Annotated in this window: 16 protein-coding genes; 8 read left to right on the top strand and 8 right to left on the bottom strand. The window is 69.7% G+C overall.

The genetic code is table 11. From position 1 onward, the window contains the following. Window positions 1-100 precede the first annotated feature (100 nt). From ABZ382_RS33820 to cofC, 3 genes are all read right to left on the bottom strand, one after another. The gene (locus tag ABZ382_RS33820) at window positions 101-1063 is read right to left on the bottom strand and encodes a bifunctional NUDIX hydrolase/histidine phosphatase family protein (RefSeq protein WP_357097572.1); all 963 of its coding nucleotides are present in this window, start codon (window positions 1061-1063) and stop codon (window positions 101-103) included. Then, window positions 1060-3267, bottom strand: coding sequence for an RNA degradosome polyphosphate kinase (locus ABZ382_RS33815; RefSeq protein WP_357097570.1), 2208 nt, complete (start codon window positions 3265-3267; stop codon window positions 1060-1062). The genes ABZ382_RS33820 and ABZ382_RS33815 overlap by 4 nt, the downstream gene beginning before the upstream one ends. 62 nt (window positions 3268-3329) lie before the next feature. After that, window positions 3330-4046: a 2-phospho-L-lactate guanylyltransferase gene (gene cofC / locus ABZ382_RS33810; RefSeq protein ID WP_357097568.1), complete on the bottom strand. Its 717-nt coding sequence runs from the start codon at window positions 4044-4046 to the stop codon at window positions 3330-3332. Window positions 4047-4150: 104 nt separating this feature from the next. On the opposite strand from cofC, the gene ABZ382_RS33805 reads away from it, so the two are divergent. The 3 genes from ABZ382_RS33805 to ABZ382_RS33795 all read left to right on the top strand — a co-directional run bounded on the left by ABZ382_RS33805 (window position 4151) and on the right by ABZ382_RS33795 (window position 6712). After that, window positions 4151-5146 (top strand): NAD(P)H-dependent glycerol-3-phosphate dehydrogenase, encoded by a 996-nt coding sequence (locus ABZ382_RS33805; RefSeq protein ID WP_357097566.1) that lies wholly within the window; start codon window positions 4151-4153, stop codon window positions 5144-5146. A gap of 65 nt (window positions 5147-5211) precedes the next feature. Continuing rightward, a complete protein-coding gene (locus ABZ382_RS33800) occupies window positions 5212-6309 on the top strand; it encodes a D-alanine--D-alanine ligase family protein (protein ID WP_357097564.1) in 1098 nt (365 codons plus the stop codon). Between the two features lie 106 nt (window positions 6310-6415). Next, a complete protein-coding gene (locus ABZ382_RS33795; protein ID WP_357097563.1) occupies window positions 6416-6712 on the top strand; it encodes a DUF6191 domain-containing protein in 297 nt (98 codons plus the stop codon). A gap of 26 nt (window positions 6713-6738) precedes the next feature. On the opposite strand, the gene ABZ382_RS33790 is transcribed toward ABZ382_RS33795, so the two are convergent. Beyond that, window positions 6739-7425: a DUF3515 domain-containing protein gene (locus ABZ382_RS33790; RefSeq protein ID WP_357097561.1), complete on the bottom strand. Its 687-nt coding sequence runs from the start codon at window positions 7423-7425 to the stop codon at window positions 6739-6741. Between ABZ382_RS33790 and ABZ382_RS33785 the strand changes: the two genes are divergently transcribed. The 3 genes from ABZ382_RS33785 to ABZ382_RS33775 are packed head-to-tail and all read left to right on the top strand — an operon-like array spanning window position 7390 to window position 9566. Then, window positions 7390-8550 (top strand): thiamine-phosphate kinase, encoded by a 1161-nt coding sequence (locus ABZ382_RS33785; protein WP_357097559.1) that lies wholly within the window; start codon window positions 7390-7392, stop codon window positions 8548-8550. The genes ABZ382_RS33790 and ABZ382_RS33785 overlap by 36 nt on opposite strands. 47 nt (window positions 8551-8597) lie before the next feature. After that, window positions 8598-9275, top strand: a complete 678-nt coding sequence (locus ABZ382_RS33780) for a uracil-DNA glycosylase (protein WP_357097640.1) — start codon at window positions 8598-8600, stop codon at window positions 9273-9275. A gap of 33 nt (window positions 9276-9308) precedes the next feature. Continuing rightward, a complete protein-coding gene (locus ABZ382_RS33775) occupies window positions 9309-9566 on the top strand; it encodes a hypothetical protein (RefSeq protein WP_357097557.1) in 258 nt (85 codons plus the stop codon). 16 nt (window positions 9567-9582) lie between these two features. Here the strand turns inward: ABZ382_RS33775 and ABZ382_RS33770 are convergent, their stop codons facing one another. Together ABZ382_RS33770 and rpmB are read right to left on the bottom strand one after the other, a co-directional pair. Then, window positions 9583-10083, bottom strand: coding sequence for a GNAT family N-acetyltransferase (locus ABZ382_RS33770; RefSeq protein WP_357097555.1), 501 nt, complete (start codon window positions 10081-10083; stop codon window positions 9583-9585). A gap of 86 nt (window positions 10084-10169) precedes the next feature. Beyond that, window positions 10170-10361, bottom strand: a complete 192-nt coding sequence (gene rpmB / locus ABZ382_RS33765) for a 50S ribosomal protein L28 (RefSeq protein ID WP_011210730.1) — start codon at window positions 10359-10361, stop codon at window positions 10170-10172. 284 nt (window positions 10362-10645) lie between these two features. Between rpmB and ABZ382_RS33760 the strand changes: the two genes are divergently transcribed. Both ABZ382_RS33760 and recG read left to right on the top strand, forming a co-directional pair. Further along, complete coding sequence (locus tag ABZ382_RS33760; RefSeq protein ID WP_357097553.1) at window positions 10646-12367, top strand: DAK2 domain-containing protein; 1722 nt, start codon at window positions 10646-10648, stop codon at window positions 12365-12367. Next, complete coding sequence (gene recG / locus ABZ382_RS33755; protein WP_357097551.1) at window positions 12368-14635, top strand: ATP-dependent DNA helicase RecG; 2268 nt, start codon at window positions 12368-12370, stop codon at window positions 14633-14635. Between the two features lie 4 nt (window positions 14636-14639). On the opposite strand, the gene ABZ382_RS33750 is transcribed toward recG, so the two are convergent. Both ABZ382_RS33750 and ABZ382_RS33745 read right to left on the bottom strand, forming a co-directional pair. Further along, window positions 14640-15356, bottom strand: a complete 717-nt coding sequence (locus ABZ382_RS33750; protein WP_357097549.1) for a hypothetical protein — start codon at window positions 15354-15356, stop codon at window positions 14640-14642. 48 nt (window positions 15357-15404) lie between these two features. Next, complete coding sequence (locus ABZ382_RS33745) at window positions 15405-15626, bottom strand: DUF397 domain-containing protein (protein ID WP_357097547.1); 222 nt, start codon at window positions 15624-15626, stop codon at window positions 15405-15407. Window positions 15627-15711 lie beyond the last annotated feature (85 nt).

Here is a 15711-nt window from a genome sequence, read left to right as displayed (position 1 = left end):
GGCCGGAATCGGCCGTCCGCCGGGTGGATTCGGCCGGACAACGGCCGGTACGGCGGCGTTCCAAGGGTTCTGGGCGGCCGCCGGACGACAGATGACCCGGTCAGCCCTGGGGTCGGTCGGCGGGGACGAGAATGCGGTCGAGATGGTCCGCGGCGACCAGCCGGCCGCCGTGGAAGGACAACACCCACACGCTGCCCTTGCGGTTACGGGCCGGTGGCAGGCTCACCCCGTCCTCGGCGGCCCACCACTCCAGCAGATCCGGAATCACCTTGCCCTGACTGGAGATCACCCGCACCGAGTCGGTGGAGACCAGGTCGCGGGCGCGTTTGCGGGCGGCATCGGGTGCTGCCGCGTAACCGGATTCGGAGAAGAACGGCTCCAGTTCGATATCGGCACCCAGTTTTTCGGCCAGCGGGGTCACGGTTTGGACACAACGAGACGGTGGGGCCGAGATGATTTCGGCCGCGCCGAAGGCGAGCAGGTTCGGCACCAGGGCGCGAGCCTGTGCGAGACCGGCCTTTTCGAGCGGCCGCAGGTCGTCGTCCCCGGCGTAGCGGTCGTTGCGCCCGGCCTTGGCGTGCCGGACGATCAGCAGGGTGGCGGTGTCGGCGGGCTGGCGCGTGAAATTGCGGATGATGGTGCGATCCATGGGATAGGAGACGGCGTCCATCACCCGGTCGAGGCGGTACCAGTGCAGGACGTCGACTTCCGAGTTGGACTCGAAGGCCCCGTCGACGACCTCGGCGGCCCAGTAGTCCACCCGCTTCAGCTTCCGATGGCCCGGGATCGGATACGTCACGTGGCCGAGATAGCGCCCCAGGCGCGAATTCAGCCCGGTCTCCTCGGTGACCTCGCGCACGGCCGTGATCACCGGCGTCTCACCGGGATCCAGCTTGCCCTTGGGTAGCGACCAGTCGTCGTACTTGGGGCGGTGCACGAGGGCGATCTCGACGGCGCCGGTGCCCGGGGCGTGCCGCCACAACACCGCCCCCGCCGCGAGGATATTGGCCTTGACCGGTGGATCGGTGAATTCGGCGGCGGGGTCGTTGGCGGTTCGGCTCACTGGCGGTCCGGACGACGCAGCCGCATGAGGTACTCCTGATGGTCGCGAATCTGATCGGAGGGCACGTCGGGGCCGGGCTGGGCCTGCCAGCTGCCGTCGGGGCGCAGCACCCAGCAGCGGGTGGCCGGATGGGTGGCGGAGTCGAACACCTGTCCGAGCTGGTCGGCCAGACGCGGATCCTTCACCTGCGCCAGCACTTCCACGCGCCGGTCGAGGTTGCGGTGCATCATGTCGGCCGAGCCGATCCAGTATTCGTTCTGCGCCTGGAAGTGCAGCACCCGCGAATGTTCCAGGTACCGTCCGAGAATCGAGCGCACCTCGATGTTGTCGCTCATGCCGGGCACGCCGGGGCGCAGGCCGCAGATGCCGCGCACCACGATCTCGACCGGCACCCCGGCCTGGGAGGCCCGGTAGAGCGCGTCGATGACCTGTTCGTCGACGATGGCGTTGGCTTTCACGCGGATTCGCGCGTCGGCGCCCTCGCGCGCCAGTTCGATCTCGCGTTCGATCCGCTCGATGATCCCGGCGCGGACGCCGACCGGGGCCACCAGCAGGTTGCGGTAGTTGGCCTTTCGCGAATAGCCGGTCAGCGAGTTGAACAGGTCGGTGAGGTCCGCGCCGATCTCCGGTGCGGCGGTGAGCAATCCGACGTCCTCGTACAGGCGCGCGGTCTTCGGGTTGTAATTCCCGGTGCCGATGTGACAGTAGCGACGGATGGTGGCTCCCTCGCGCCGCACCACCAGGCAGGTCTTGCAGTGGGTCTTGAGCCCGACCAGGCCGTAGACCACGTGCACGCCCGCCTGCTCCAGCGCCCGCGCCCATTTGATGTTGGCCTGCTCGTCGAAGCGGGCCTTGATCTCGACCAGCGCCACCACCTGCTTGCCGGCCTCGGCGGCGTCGATGAGGGCGTTGACGATGGGGGAGTCACCGGAGGTGCGGTACAGGGTCTGCTTGATGGCCAGCACCTGCGGGTCGGCGGCGGCCTGTTCGATGAACCGCTGCACGCTGGTGGAGAAGGAGTCGTAGGGGTGGTGCACCAGCACGTCGCCCTCGCGCAGGGCGGCGAAAACGTTTCGGGGCGTTTCGCGTTCGCCGAAGGCGGGCGGGGTGGCGGGGACGTAGGGGGCGTCCTTGAGGTTGGGCCGGTCCACGCCGTAGACCTGCCACAGGCAGGACAGGTCGAGCAGGCCGGGCACCTGGATGACGTCGGCGGGGTCGACGTCGAGTTCGCGCAGCAGCAGATCGAGCATGTGCTCGGTCATGTCGTCGGAGACTTCCAGGCGCACCGGGGAGCCGAAGCGGCGGCGGGCGAGCTCGCGTTCGAGGGCCTGCAGCAGGTCCTCGTCGCGGTCCTCCTCGACCTCCAGGTCGGCATTGCGGGTGATGCGGAACGAATGCTGTTCCACCACTTCCATTCCCGGGAACAGCTGATCCAGGTGCGCGGCGATCAGCTCCTCCATGGGGAGGAAGGCGGCCATGGCCGGGCCCTGCGCGGCGGCGGACGAGCCTTGTGCCGCACCGGATTCACGGCTGCCGGCGCGGCGGACCCGCACGAAGCGGTCCACATTGTCGGGCACCTTGACGCGGGCGAAGTGCTCGCCGCCGGTCACCGAATCCTTAACCGTCACGGCGAGATTCAGACTCAGGCCGCTGATGTAGGGGAACGGGTGGGCCGGGTCGACCGCCAGCGGGGTCAGCACCGGGAACACCTGATCCTGGAAATATCCGGACAGGCGTTCCTTCTCGCTGTCCTCCAGATCGGCCCAGCGGATGATGTCGATGCCCTCGGCGGTGAGCGCGGGCAGCACCTGGTCCAGGAAGACGCGGGCGTGCCGCTCGGCGATCTCCTGGGTGCGCACGGCGATCATCTCGAGCTGTTCGGTGGGGGACAGGCCGTCGGAGGACCGTACCGACAGGCCGGTCTCCGCGCGGCGCTTGAGCCCCGCGACGCGCACCATGTAGAACTCGTCCAGATTCGACGCGAAAATGGCGAGGAATTTGGCCCGTTCGAGCAGCGGCTGGGACTGGTCCTCGGCCAGCGCGAGCACGCGGGCGTTGAAGTCGAGCCAGCTGAGTTCCCGATTGACGTACCGGTCCGCGGGCAGCGGCGGTATCGCGGTGGGCGGTGGGGTTGCCGCGGGCGGCGCCGCCGGTAGTAGCGGCGATTGCTTGACGGTTTCCGTATCGCTCACTCTCACGATCATTCCTTATGTCGTGGGTGTGGTGCGGTTCTGACACCGTCCAGTGCAGCGCAGATCACGCCGCGTCAGGACAGTGATGATTCGGCCCGGCACCTGTTCCCGGTTTCGTGACACGCTTGCGACACGCTGATTTCTCGGAGTAGCGCGCTGGTCGCCCGCCCGACGCCGAGCGCTGCTGCGCGCTCGAGATCCGCGGCGGTATCGACGTCCTGACGCAGTCCGGGCCAATCGCCCGGCAACTCCACCGCGCCCCCGGCGATATGGCGGCGGGCGGAGTCCGGACCGAAGAGCGGGTTCAACGCGGCGGTCAGCGGATCGCCCCCGCCGCCGCGCACCAGCAGGGCGACGGTGCCACTGCCCTCGTGATCGGTGACCACCGACCGGCGATGCCCGGCGCTCGCGAGCAGCTCGCCCAGTTCGGCGGGACGCAGCGCGGGCAGATCCGCTTGCAGGGCAAGCAGATCGACCGGACCGTGCGCCCGCCGCACCGCGTCCGCGCCCGCGGCCAGCGCCGCGTTCAGACCGGTGGTGTGCGCGGGGACGACCTCGGGTTCGGGATGCACGAACGCGCCGAGTTCGCGAACCAGATCCGACACGGCCGGGTCGGGCGTCACGACGGTCACCGAGGCGATGCCGGGCGTGGTCGCGGCGGCGGTCACGGTGTCGGCCAGCATCGCCAGCACCAGCCGCGGCCGATATTCCGGGCCCAGCCCATCGGCCAGCCGACTCTTGGCGAGTCCCAGCCTCTTGACCGCGATGACCGCGTGCACGGACGGGTGCATGCCCGAATCCTCCCACTCGGAGATGACGGGCGCGTGAGCGGCGTCGAATTTCGGGGAGATGCCACAACGGAGTGGCTCACAGCGAGCGCGCATATATTTGTCTGATGGCAAGGGCAGCGGTGTTGGGAGCGGGGTCATGGGGGACCGCGTTCGCGAAGGTGTTGGCGGAGGCGGGAACCGAGACCACCATGTGGGCTCGGCGGCCGGAGGTGGCCAAGGTGCTGGCCACCGAGCATCGAAATCCCTGGTATCTACCGGACGTGGTGTTGCCGCCGCTGGCCGCGTCCGATGATCCGGCCGTCGTGCTGGACGGGGCCGACATCGTGGTGCTGGCGGTGCCGTCGCAGTCGCTGCGCGCCAATCTCGCGGCCTGGAAGGACCTGATTCCGGCCGATGCCACGCTGCTGAGTCTGGCCAAGGGCATCGAGACCGGGACGCTGCTGCGGATGAGCGAGGTGATCGCGGAGGTCTCCGGCGCGGATCCGAACCGGATCGCGGTGCTGTCGGGCCCGAACCTCTCGCACGAGATCGCGGCCGGGCAGCCCGCCGCGACCGTGATCGCCTGCCCCGACGTGGCGCGCGCGGAGGCGGCGCAGCACGCCTGTGCCACCGGCTATTTCCGGCCGTACACCAATTCCGACGTGATCGGCTGCGAGATCGGCGGGGCGTGCAAGAACGTCATCGCGCTGGCCTGCGGGATCGCCTCGGGCATGGGGTTGGGCGACAACTCGATCGCCACCCTCATCACGCGCGGGCTGGCCGAGATCATCCGGCTGGGGGTGGCGGTCGGCGCGGAGCCGGTGACGTTCGCCGGACTGGCCGGTGTCGGTGATCTGGTGGCCACCTGCACCTCGCCGCTGTCGCGCAATCGGTCCTTCGGGCGCGCGCTGGGCGCGGGCGGCACCATGGAGACCGCCCTGGAGGCGACTCATGGCCAGGTCGTGGAGGGTGTGAAGTCCTGCACATCGGTGCGGGCACTGGCCGCCGCGCACGGGGTGGAGATGCCGCTGACCAACGCGGTGCATCAGGTGTGCCACGAGGGCCTCTCGGCGGCGGAGGCGGTCGGGCAGTTGCAGGGACGCCGTCTGAAGTCCGAGTGAACCACCCCCGGTTCGGGACGACCGCGTAACACTGCCGCCACAATCGACCGGGTACGGTTCGGGGCATGACCAACAGGACCAGGGTGGCGGTGGTGTTCGGCGGCCGCAGCAACGAGCACGGGGTGTCGTGTGTGTCCGCGCGCACCGTGTTGGCGAGCCTCGATCCCGAACGCTACGAGGCGGTTCCGATCGGCATCACGCGGGACGGCACCTGGGTGCTCGGCGACGCCGATCCGCGGACGCTGTCCGCGCAGGATCGCGCGCTTCCCATGGTCGACGACAAGGGCACCGCGCTGGCGCTGACCGCGGATCCCTCGCGCGCGGGCGCGCTGGTGCCGCTGGACGGCGCGCAGACCGTGCTCGGCGCCGTCGACATCGTGTTCCCGGTGCTGCACGGCGCGTTCGGTGAGGACGGCACCCTGCAGGGCCTGCTGGAGCTGGCCGAACTGCCCTACGTCGGTCCGGGCGTGCTGGCCAGCGCGGCCGGCATGGACAAGGAATTCACCAAGAAACTGCTTGCGGCCGAGGGGCTTCCGATCGGCGTGCAGATCGTGCTGCGCCCCGGCGTCGCGACCGTCTCCGAGGCCGACCGCGATCGTCTGGGTCTGCCGGTGTTCGTGAAGCCCGCCCGCGGCGGTTCCTCCATCGGCATCACCAAGGTGGACAGCTGGGACCTGCTCGACGCCGCCATCGAGGAGGCGCGCCGCCACGACCCGAAGGTGATCGTGGAGGCCGGGATCGTCGGCCGTGAGGTCGAGTGCGGCGTGCTGGAATTCCCGGACGGCCGGGTGGAAGCCAGTGTGGTGGCCGAGATCCGGATGCCGGAGGACGACGCGCAGGCCCCCGACTTCTACGACTTCGACACCAAGTACCTCGACGACGTCTGCGAGTTCGACGTCCCCGCGAAGCTGGACGACGCTGTGTCCCAGCAGATCCGGGAGCTCGCGGTGCGCGCCTTCCGTGCCCTGGACTGCCAGGGCCTGGCCCGTGTCGACTTCTTCGTGACCGCCGACGGGCCGGTCATCAACGAGATCAACACCATGCCCGGCTTCACCTCGATCTCCATGTACCCGCGCATGTGGGAGGCCGCGGGGATCGACAACCGGACCCTGGTGAGCACCCTCATCGAGACCGCCCGCGCCCGCGGCACCGGCCTGCGCTGACCCTCGCTCCGACGGCCCGGTTCATCATTTCGGATGATGGACCGGGCCGTTCGTGTGCGACCGCGGGGCGACGCCGCGAGCCGGGTCCGCGCGTAGCCTCGGCGGTGTGCTCGTCGCCCTCACGATTCCCGGACTGGCCCTGCTGATCATCGCGGTGGCCTTCGCCGACGTGGCGTATCGCAAGCTGACCGGGCGCACCGCGCTGCCGTGGATGCGCAACGAGGACGGCCGGGGCGCGGCGGCCATCGGCCTGGAACAGTTCGACGCGGCCTTCAGCTCCGGCAAGCGGCTGGAGATGGAGCAGCGGCAGTCGGTGCTCATGCACCGGGAGAATCCGGGCGACGGTGACGAGGGACCCGAGATCGACCTCACCGCCGGGAAGGCCACGCTCCGCAAGCTCTGAGCGAACCGCTTCTCCGTATATATCTGTCAGTTGGGGATCGGGTTCGGATCCATCGGCTTCTCGGGCATGGCCTTCTTGATGGCCTCCGAAACCTCCTGCAGCGGAGTCGCTCCGGCATTGTCGGGCATGGTCAGCGCGACATAGGTGCCGCGGTCCACGGCCCACCAGGTGCCGGAGGTGACACCGCTGGTCTGGTCGCGCAGCTCGAACCAGTTGACCCCGTTCACCACCTGCAACGGCGAGGACTTGGTGAATTCCAGCGGCCGGTCCAGGCCACAGCGCACGACGATGGCGTCGCCGCCGTCGGGCAGCTGCCAGGCGTGGGTGGCGGGCGGCGCGGGCTGCACCAGTTCGGCGGTGGTGTAGTCGCCGATCTTGTCGGGCAGGGCGGGGAGCAGCGCGGCGCATTCGGGTCCGGCGGCCGCGGGCGCGGGCACCGCACCGAGGGCCAGCGGGTCGCGGCTGTGGTGCCGGTTGGCCAGCACGCCCAGGACGAGCAGGCCGACGACCAGGGCGACCGGCAGCGCGACGGCGGTGGCGATGAGCGCGGGCGAGCGACGCATCTCGTAGTCGGCGTCGTCCCCGGCGGCGGACTCCGGCGTCGAGTCGGCGTCGGCCTCGGTGGCGGGCGTCTGGGCCGCCGTGTCCTCGAGGGCGTCGGGCGCCGCCGCGTCGCTGTGGTCCGGTTCGGTGCCGCGGGTGTCGTTGCTCATCCGGTCGTCGATCCCCGATCGTGCCGTGCCGGGTGTGCGTCCTCGCGGTGTGCTGCCCGGCTGCTGGTCGTCGATTGCGGCTTCGAGGGTACCGTCGAGCGGTCGGCCGCCCGCATCACACTCGCCCCGAAGGAGACCGCCATCACCACCGCCAGCGATCCGCAGTCCGTTCCGGCCGCCCGCACCGTGGGCGAGCTCGGCGAATTCGGGCTCATCGCGCTGGTGAACGCGGGGCGCACGCAGACGCCGGGCGTGCTGCTGGGCCCGGGCGACGACGCCGCCGTGATCGCCGCGCCGGAGGGCCGCTTCGTGGTGACCACCGACATGCTGGTGCAGGACCGCCACTTCCGGACCGACTGGTCGAGCCCGCAGGAGATCGGCCGCAAGGCCATCGCCCAGAACGCCGCCGACGTGGTGGCCATGGGCGCGGTGCCGAGCGCGTTCGTGGTGGGGCTGGGCTGTCCGGCCGAGACGCCGGTCGAATTCGTGCGCGCGCTCGCCGACGGGATGTGGGCCGAGGCCGGGCGGGCGGGCGCGTCCATCGCCGGCGGCGACATGGTGCGCAGCCCGCTGATCATCATCAGCGTCACGGCCTTCGGGGATCCGCGCCGCGCGCCGATCAAGTTGTCGGGTGCGCGGCCGGGTGATGTGGTGGCGGTGGCCGGGCCGCTGGGGCATTCGGGTGCGGGGTTCGCGGTGCTGTCCGCGAGCCAGGCCGGGAAACCGGAGTTCGCGGACGTGGTTGCCGCGCACCGGGTTCCGCGGCCCCCGTACGAGGCGGTGCTGGAGCTGCCCGATACCGCGGAGATCACCGCGCTCACCGATGTGTCGGACGGCTTGCTGGCCGACCTGGGGCATATCGCCGAATCCTCCCGGGTGGCCATCGATCTGGAGTCCGAAGCCCTGACCGACCCGGAGCTCGACGCGGTCGGCAAGGCGCTGGGCGTCAGCCCCCTGGACTGGATTCTGGCGGGTGGTGAGGACCACGCCTTCGCCGCGACTTTCACTGATTCGGGCGATTTGCCGGAGGGCTGGCGGCGCGTCGGCCGGGTTGTCGCGGGCGAGGGCGTGACGGTGGACGGAACCTCCCGAACCGGACCTGCCGGTTGGGATTCCTTCGCATAGCAGGGTCCGGTACCGCGATGAAACTCGACACGATAAGTTTTCCCGACATGGGCGCGAAACCACTGTCGGAAGTCATCGATACGGGCTGGGCCGAGGCCCTCGAACCGGTGGCCGACCGTATTGCCGTGATGGGCGAATTCCTGCGAGTCGAAAACGCCGAGGGGCGTGGCTATCTCCCGAAGGGGGAGAACGTGCTGCGGGCCTTCCAGCGGCCGTTCGACAAGGTGCGGGTACTCATCGTGGGTCAGGATCCGTATCCGACGCCGGGGCATCCGGTGGGCCTGAGTTTCTCGGTGGCCCCGGACGTTTCGCCGATTCCGCGCAGCCTGACCAATATCTATTCCGAGCTGACCAAGGACCTCGGCCTGCCGATGCCGTCCAACGGTGACCTGTCGCCGTGGTGCGATCAGGGCGTGCTCATGCTGAACCGCGTGCTGACCGTGCAGCCGGGTCAGCCGGCCTCGCATCGCGGCAAGGGCTGGGAAGCGGTGACCGAGCAGGCAATTCGCGCGCTGGTTGCCCGGGACCAGCCGCTGGTGGCGATCCTGTGGGGCCGCGACGCGTCCACTTTGAAGCCGATGCTGGGCGATACGCCGTACATCGAATCCGCGCATCCGTCGCCGCTGTCGGCTTCGCGAGGATTCTTCGGATCTCGGCCTTTCTCCCGAACCAACGAATTGCTGGGTACCCTAGGGGCCGCGCCGGTCGACTGGCGTCTGCCGTAGCGCTGATCCGTTACCTGATTCAGGAGCATGTGTATGCAGAAGAAGACTGCCCGTGGTGTTTTCGTCGCTCTGGCCGCCGGTGCCGCGCTGGCCTCGGCCCCGGCCATCGCCAATGCCGAGCCGTTGACCCTGGACCCCTACGTCCCCGAGTCCACCTCCTCGGTCAAGCCCGTCGGCAGCCTGCTCGACACCAACAGCGTGAGCGGACTCTCGTCCAACGTCACCTCGCGGACGGCGTGCCTGCTGCAGTCGATCAGCCAGCAGGTGGATTGCCTCAACGGCGCGGCGTGACCCGCGGCGCCGGGCCTCACCCCGTCAGGGCCCGGCGCACCATCCGCACTTGCAGTGCGGGAGAGAAGGCTTCGACTCGGCGTTCGCCGTCGGGTTCGAAGCCGTATTTTGTATAGAAGGCTCGCGCGCGCGGGTTCTCCTCGAACACCCACAGCGCGACATCGCCGGTCTCCGGCAGCACCTCGTCCATCAGCGCCTGGGCCACGCCCGTGCCGTGGTAGATCGCGCGGACGTAGAGGGCGCTGAGCTCGTATTCGGCGGCGGGTGATTCCTCGCGGTTCTCGCCGCTGCCCGCGAAGCCGATGACGGTGCCGTCGTCGAGCACCGCGACCCGGATCCGCCCCGGGTACTCGAACAGGATCCGGCTCCACGCCGCCGCCCGCCGGTCCACGTCGAAGGCGTCGAGCACGTGCTGCGGCACCAGCCCCTGATACGCCTCCCGCCAGCAGGCGATGTGGCATTCGGACATGCTGTGGACGTACTTCGGTTCGAGTGGAACGACCTGCCACTCACCCATGATTGCCACCCTGTCTCGTCCCCGGAACGACGAAAGCCCCGGTTCACCCATTCTGGGTGCCGGGGCTTCCGACGAAAAGCGCTTTATCAGCCGCGAACGACCTTGCCCGCCTTCAGGCAGGAGGTGCAGACGTTCATGCGGCGGGTGTTGCCGGGGGCAACCTGGGCGCGCACGGTCTGGATGTTCGGGTTCCAGCGACGGTTGGTGCGCCGGTGCGAGTGCGAAACCGACTTACCGAAGCCGGGGCCCTTGGCGCAGACGTCACAGACGGCAGCCATAGTCGCGAGCTCCTTCATGTCATAGAGGGACCCGCTGCACGACGTACAGCGTGTCCGAAAGCCTAATGTCTTGGACCGTACCTACCGGCTGAGAGCCGGTGAACGCATGCCGATACCTGAGCGAGCAGGACCGTGCCTGCGTGAGGCAACCGCCCAAGAGTAGCCAACCCGTCCCGGGCGTGTCCAATCAGCCCCCCGGTACCGGTCCCGTATGCGGTGTACGAACGCCAGGTGACGGCGCGGTGTCGGTTGCCCCGACTAGGCTGGCGAGGGGATTTCACGACGTGAGCGGAAGGACGGTGACGGTGCCCGGGGTAGCGGACGCGCTCGACGGTACGGCCCTGTTGAACTGGGGTCGCCACACCCTCACCGCCCTGGAACGCCACCGGGACGAGATCAACGCCCTCAATGTCTTCCCCGTCGCCGACTCCGACACCGGCACCAACCTGTTGAGCACCATGCGCGCGGCCGTCGGCGGGGCCGAGGCCGCGGCCCGGTCGGGCGCTACCGCCCCGACGGGCGACTCCGACCTATCGGCCCGGGACATCGCCGCCGCCATGGCTCGGGCGGCGACCATCGGGGCCCGCGGCAACTCCGGGATCATCCTGTCGCAGGTATTGCGCGGCATCGCGGACGCGGTGACCGAGGAGCCGCTGACCGAGCGGGCGCTGCGGGTCGCGCTGCGGCAGGCGGCGCGGCTGGTGCGGGAGGCGTTGAGCTCGCCGGTCGAGGGGACCATGCTCACCGTGCTGGACCGGGCCGCCGAGCGCGCCGCCGATGCCACCGAACGGGAACTGCCGGCTGTGGCGCTGGCGGCGGCGGAAGGGGCGGCCAAGGCGCTGGGGGAGACGCCGACCCAATTGGGGGTGCTGGGCGAGGCCGGGGTGGTCGACGCGGGAGCGCGCGGACTGCTCGTGCTGTTGGACGAATTGGTGGTGGCGGCCGGCGGCAGCGCGCCGCCGCGCCCGGTGTACCGGCGCGGCGCGCCCGAAGGGCGGCCGTCCCGGTTTCCGGACCGCGAGGCGCTGAGTTCGGAAACCGCATCGAATTCCATTGCAGAGCTATCGAATTCGAATACGCATGCGCTGCGCTCCGCGGTCGGAGGCGGTGTTCCGCACTACGAGGTGATGTTCCTGGTGCGCGGGACCGAGGAGCAGCGCATCGGCGAGCTGCGCGATCGCCTCGGGGCGCTGGGGGATTCGGTCGTGGTCGTGGGCGACGGCGCGGAGACCTGGTCCGCGCACGTGCATTGCGGGGACGCGGGCGCGGCGGTCGAGGCCGGGCTGGCGGCGGGCGCGTTGAGCGGGATCCGGATCGAGGTGCTCGACGATTCCGGGCATACGCCGGCGGGGAGGGTCGATCGCGCGATTCTGGCGGTGGCGTCGGGGGTCGGGGCGGTGCGGTTGTTCGAGGACGCGGGGGCAGTCGTGATCGAGGGGGCGGTGACCTCGGAGGTGCTGCTCGAGGCGATCCGGCGCATCCCGCATCGGGAGGTGCTGGTGCTGCCGAACGGGGCCTTGCCCGCGCACGAGCTGGTGGCGGTGAGTGTGGCGGCGCGCGACGGACGGCGCGAGGTGTTGATGCTGCCGTGCGGGTCCATGGTGCAGGGCCTGGCGGCGCTGTCGATGCACGACGGCGGGCGGGCCGCGGCCGATGACGCGTTCGCCATGTCGGAGGCGGCGGCCGGAACCCGGTGGGGTGCGTTGCGGGTCGCGCCGGAGCGCGCGCTGACCATGGTGGGGATGTGCGCGGCGGGCGACGGGCTCGGATTGGTCGGCCACGATGTGGTGGTCATCGATTCCGATGTGCGGGCCGCCGGTCGCACGCTGCTGGACCGCATGCTGGGCCTGGGCGGGGAATTGGTGACCATGCTCCTGGGTGGCGATGCGCCCGAGGGGCTTTCCGACGACTTGACCGCGCATGTGGCGGCCGGCTTCCCGGGTGTGGAAGTGGTGGTGTACCCGGGCGGTCAGGCCGGTGACCTGGTGCAGATCGGGGTGGAATAGATGGCGACGCTGGCTGATCGGCTCGATCACGTGCTCGGGGTGAAGGCGGCGGAATCGCTGCAGGAGCACTTCGACATGCAGACCGTCGAGGATCTGCTGCGGCACTATCCGCTGCGCTACGCCACCCAGGGGCAGCCGCTCACCGAGGAGCAGCCGGAGGAGGGCCAGCACATCACGGTGATGGGCCGGGTCACCAAGACCGATCTGCGCCCGATGAAGAACCGTCGCGGCAGCCTGCTCAAGGTGAACCTGGACACCGGCGGCCCCCGCCCGGTGGAGATCACCTTCTTCAACGGCGACAAGGTCCGCTATCTGGTGAAAGACGGTGTGCGGGCGATGATGTCGGGCACCGTGCACTGGTGGCGGCCGGACCGCTGGAACCTCTCGCACCCCGACTATCTGATCCTGCCCGAGCAGGGCGAGTCGATCGAGAACCTCACCTCGGTGCGCGGCGGCGGCGCGCTGCGCGGCCTGGCGCAGACCGCGAAAGGCGCCGGGGGAGTGGATGTCTCGTTCTTCGAGCGCGAGTTCATCCCGGTCTATCCGTCGACGGCGAAGGTGCAGAGCTGGGATCTGCTGCGCTGCATCCGGCAGGTGCTCGATCAGCTGGACCCGATCGACGACCCGCTCCCGGAATCGCTGCGCACCGAGCATTCGCTGCTGCCGGTGTCGGACGCGCTGCGCCTGATCCACCTACCCGAGCACAAGGCCGATATCGAGGCCGCCCGCGGCCGGCTGCGGTTCGACGAGGCGATGGCCTTGCAGCTGGTGCTGGCCGAACGCCGTCATCAGACCGAGGGCCGTACCGCGAAGCCGTGCCCGCCGCGCACCGACGGCATCGCCGCCGCCTTCGACAAGCGGCTGCCGTTCGAGCTGACCGAGGGCCAGCGCGCGGTCATCGACGAGATCTCCGCGGACCTGTCCCGTCCGCACCCCATGCACCGGCTGTTGCAGGGTGAGGTGGGTTCGGGCAAGACCATCGTGGCCCTGCACGCCATGCTGCAGGTGGTCGACAACGGTCAGCAGTGCGCGCTGCTCGCGCCCACGGAAGTCCTTGCCGCCCAGCATTATCGGTCGCTGTCGAAGATGCTCGGCGATCTGGGCACGGCGGGGGAGCTGGGCGCGGACGAGAACGCCACCAAGATCGTGCTGGTGACCGGTTCCATGTCGGCGGGCCAGAAGAAGGCGGCCCTGCTGGACGCGGTGACCGGTGACGCCGGTCTGGTGATCGGCACCCACGCCCTGATCCAGGACAATGTGGAGTTCTTCGACCTGGGCATGGTGGTGGTCGACGAACAGCACCGGTTCGGCGTCGAGCAGCGGGATGCCCTGCGCGCCAAGGCGAAAGGCGCGGCAAGCCCGCACCTGCTGGTGATGACCGCGACGCCGATTCCGCGCACCATCGCCATGACCACCCTCGGTGATCTGGAGACCTCGGTGCTGACCCAGCTGCCGCGCGGCCGGTCGCCGATCACCTCGAAAGTCGTTCCCGCCAAGGTGAAACCGGCGTGGGTGGATCGCGCATGGGAGCGCATCCACGAAGAGGTGTCGCAGGGGCGGCAGGCGTATGTGGTGTGCTCGCGCATCGGCGACGAGGAGGAGAACGGGAAGGGCAAGGGCCGCAAGGCGAAGGCCGAGGAGGAGAAGGAAGGCCCCACCACCCATTCCGCCGTCGACATGTACGAGATGCTGGCGGCGGGCCCGTTGAAGGATCTGCGCGTGGGCCTGTTGCACGGCCGGCTGCCCGCGGACGAGAAGGACCGCGTCATGCGGGATTTCAACGACGCCGAGATCGATGTGCTGGTCTGCACGACGGTGGTCGAGGTCGGCGTCGACGTCCCGAATGCCACCGTCATGGTGATCGTGGACGCGGACCGCTTCGGCGTCAGCCAGTTGCATCAGCTGCGCGGCCGGGTCGGTCGTGGCAAGCACGCGGGCCTGTGCCTGCTGATCACAGAGACCAACCCGATGGGGACGGCCATGGCCCGCCTGGAGGCGGTCGCGGGCACCACCGACGGTTTCGAACTCGCGGTCCTGGATCTCAAACAGCGTCGCGAGGGTGATGTGCTGGGGTCGGCCCAGTCCGGCACCGCCCGCAGCCTGCGCCTGCTGTCGCTGCTGGACGACCTCGAAGTCATCACCGCCGCACAGGAAGTGGCGCGCGAGATCGTGTCCTCGGATCCGGGACTGAAGAACCATCCGGGTCTGGCGGGCATGATGCGCGCGGCCGTGGACGGCGAACGACTGGAGTATCTGGCCAAGTCCTGACGGACTATTCGGCGGTGGCGTCGTCGGGGGCCAGCCCGGCGAGTTCGCGCCACCGCGCCATCTCCTCCTCGTGTGAGCCGGACAGCGTGGCCTCGGTGATGTCCACCGCGGCGGCGTCGTCACTGTCGCCGTCGCGGGTGAGCAGCATCAGCGGCCAGCTCGGTTCGCCGGTGGCGGGCGGGCCGAACGGCTGCCAGTCCCAGGGCCCGCCGAAGCGCCAGGCGCGGCCGGAGGAGTCGGCGACCTCGTCGCCCGGTTCGAGGAATGCGTAGGGGCGGAACCGCAATTCGACGGTCCGGGGGATGCCGTCGTCAGGATCGAACACCGGTTCCTGATCGGTTGCTCGGGGCCCGTCGGCGAGTCCGGCACGCAGGTAGGCGATCTCCCGGCGCGGCCGGGGCAATCGGCCGGTGGCGCGGGGCGGTTCGTGCTCGCGCAGCCCGGTCACGCGCACCAGGGTCGGCGGAATCCCGACCCGGCACGGCGCGTCGGCCGCGAGTTCGCCGTCGGCGGACCGGATTCGGAACAGTTCGTGTTCCCAGCCGGGTGCGCCGGGTCCGGTCGGCACCGTGACGACGCCGTTCCAGCCGTCGCCGTCGGGATCGTCGGCCCACCAGGGCCATTCGACGCGGACCTGGTCCGCCATCAGCTCGGTGACCCGTGCCGCGGTGAACGGACAGGACAGCTCGAGGATGTCACCGACCCGGTATTCGAACGCCACAGCCACCGAACCTAGCCCGTCCGTGGCGCGGACGTCCCATTCGCCGGGCTAAACGGCGGCGGGGAATTCGTCGGCCTTGACGCCCTCGATGAAGGATTCCCACTCGCGCACGGTGAAGAGCAGCACCGCGCCGTTGCTACCCTCCTTGCTGTGGGCCACCACGATGCCGCGGCCGGGCCAGTAGCCGACCTGCACGCAGCTGCCGTTGGCGCCGCCGACGGTGCTGGTCCGCATCTGCAGTCCGTCCGGCAGATCTGCCTTGGTAGTCATGAGCGGGTTCCCTTCGTCCTTTCACAGTCGGGTTCGGACGCGAGGCGAAGAAGAGCAGCCGGGGTCCTCGATGCGGGACAACGCC

It is taken from the genome of Nocardia sp. NPDC005825 (assembly GCF_040630175.1).
Taxonomy (GTDB): Bacteria; Actinomycetota; Actinomycetes; order Mycobacteriales; family Mycobacteriaceae; genus Nocardia.
This window is presented reverse-complemented; position numbering and strand designations above follow the sequence as displayed.